Source organism: Pseudomonas graminis (assembly GCF_900111735.1).
In the GTDB taxonomy this organism is placed as follows: domain Bacteria; phylum Pseudomonadota; class Gammaproteobacteria; order Pseudomonadales; family Pseudomonadaceae; genus Aquipseudomonas; species Aquipseudomonas graminis.
Genome location: NZ_FOHW01000086.1, coordinates 1 through 2,215 on the forward strand (window position 1 = coordinate 1; position 2,215 = coordinate 2,215).

The 2,215-nt window shown below is 52.4% G+C and carries 1 protein-coding gene; it reads right to left on the reverse strand.

Going from position 1 to position 2,215, the window contains the following annotated elements:
- Positions 1-652: 652 nt before the first annotated feature.
- Positions 653-2,215: DUF637 domain-containing protein (locus BMY98_RS27785; RefSeq protein ID WP_245760136.1), on the reverse strand; the 1,563-nt coding region annotated here is incomplete at its 5' end.

The window sequence follows — 2,215 nt, forward strand, 5'->3', positions numbered from 1 at the left end:
TTCCATTCGGAGCTTGGTTCCATTCGACCACCTTAATCCGAGAGCTAGATACATCGTATAGTGCGCGCCCCTCAGGACCGTAGACAACAACATGCCCATTTCCAAGATTCGCATAAGAATCGGGAATTTGTCCTTGCAACGGATACTGAACACAGAAAAAAGGGGTCCGACCCTTTAATCAAAATTTAATCTGCGACGCAACCCCTCTCAATTATCCTTGTCGAGGCCAAGAGCCTGCTGTAACCAAGTGGCTTTTTTTTGGTTCTGAGGGTGCCCCGCATCAAGTAGATACCCCTGCAATTTACTCTGCAGGTTAGCAGCATCAAAGCCAGCGTCAATTGCACCACCTGTCGCTTTTGTACCAACTAAACCTTAAGGAGAATAGAAAAATCTGGACCGAGTTCACGTCTCAAGCTTTCAGCTAATCGCTCTCCCTCTCGCTTGAATTCGCGCTCTAACTCCTCACTCTTAAATCCGGAGTTTGGTGGGTAATCAGCATCCAGTGTTTCGTCATATACTGCGGCCCACTTTGATAGACGTAACTGAAGCTCGTCAGAGATAGGAAGCTCGCAAGGGGATATGTCCCCATACTCATCAGGGGACATATCCCAAAGCGGATGACACTGATAATCCGCCATCAACTTTATATTTTTCACTTAACGCTACCCCTTGGGTTTGCACCGACGACAAAGCCGTTATCGCCAACAGTCACAGCAATTCGCTGCGGCTGTCCATTAATATTTAACTCATAAATTGGGCGTCCAGATCCAGATCCTTGATAACCAACGAGCTTACCTTCAGAAACAGCCTTCATTACCACGCCCGGAATCTGAGCCTCAGACACCCCCATCTGAGCGAATTGGCCACCATGCTCCTCAATAATGTGCTGCAACCCGGCTTTTGAGTTTCCAGATTCTAGAAATACAACTTTCCCACTAGAATTGCGAGTCGTTGCAATGATATTCTCGGGGGTGAATTTCACTCCATTAGCAGTTAACTCATCAAGCAGAGATGTGCTCAACGTGCCTTTTGCACCAGTAGCAAACCATGAACTAGCTTTCCCTAGTATAGCCCCTAATCCAAAGCCAAAAAGCTCTCCGGCCGTGAACTCGACCGACGCCTTAACGAACTCGGTCCCTGGCTGGACACCGTCATACCCTTCACCTCGCGCGAACGCTCGTCCGGCATCAGCAATCTTTTCAGGTGACGCCCCCTTGCTTTGCATGTCCGCCATTTGGGTAGTCACCGCTTGCCCATACGCGGCTAAACCTGGCGGCAAATGATCGCCGAAGTTGTACTGGGTACCGTTCTGCGCCACCCAGGCACCGGTTTTTAAGCTGTCGGCATCGGCGCCACTCTGCGTGGATGCGGCAAGCAAACCGACCAACTGCGAGCTCATGCTGAGCAGATTGGGGTTGCCCTTCACCAGCTCATTAAGGTCGGCCACCAATGCCTCATTAGCCCCGGCTGCCAAAGCCCCCGTCTTGAAGTCACCACCGCTGACCTTAGCCAACAGCCCCCCAACCATGGCGTGAACCATGATCTTTTGAAGGCTTCCGTCGGCAGCTGGAACGTAATCTCCCACCGCATGGAAGCTCGCCGCCGCCAACGTATTGAACAACGTGCTTTGCAGCGCATCACCCAGATCACCGCCTTGACCCATTATCTTGCTCAGTGCGGCCGAAGTGCCGTTCTGTAAGCCCTGACTGGCAGCAAACTGACCAATACCTTTCCAGGTACTGAGGTTGGTCGTGATCTTGCCGGTGATCGGGTCGGTGGTTGTGCCAGTCCAAGCATCGAAATAACCAGTGGTCAGACCCGCAGTTATACCGGAGATGGCATAGCCCTTGATCGCATCGCTGGAGGTAACATCCTTGACGACGGCACCTAGATTGCCCCTGTTATTGATCAGGCTGATCGACGCATTGGTCGCAGCCCCTGTGGCAACCGCAGCCCCTCCCGCTGCTACTGCTGCGCTTGCTCCAGCTTCCCCCAGCGCTGTCATTGCTGCAGGACCAACAAAAGCAGCCAATAAGATGGCGATTGCTAGTTGAGCGCCGACACCCAGGCCTGAGTTGCTGTACTTGTAGGAGTTGTGCAGCTCGTTCACCAATGTCCAGTCAACATCCCCCCGCTTTTCAGCATCCTTCAGCCAAGCCAGTTCAGGATCAGCCTTGACCATCGCATCAATCGCCTGGCTCACCGTCTGCTGATT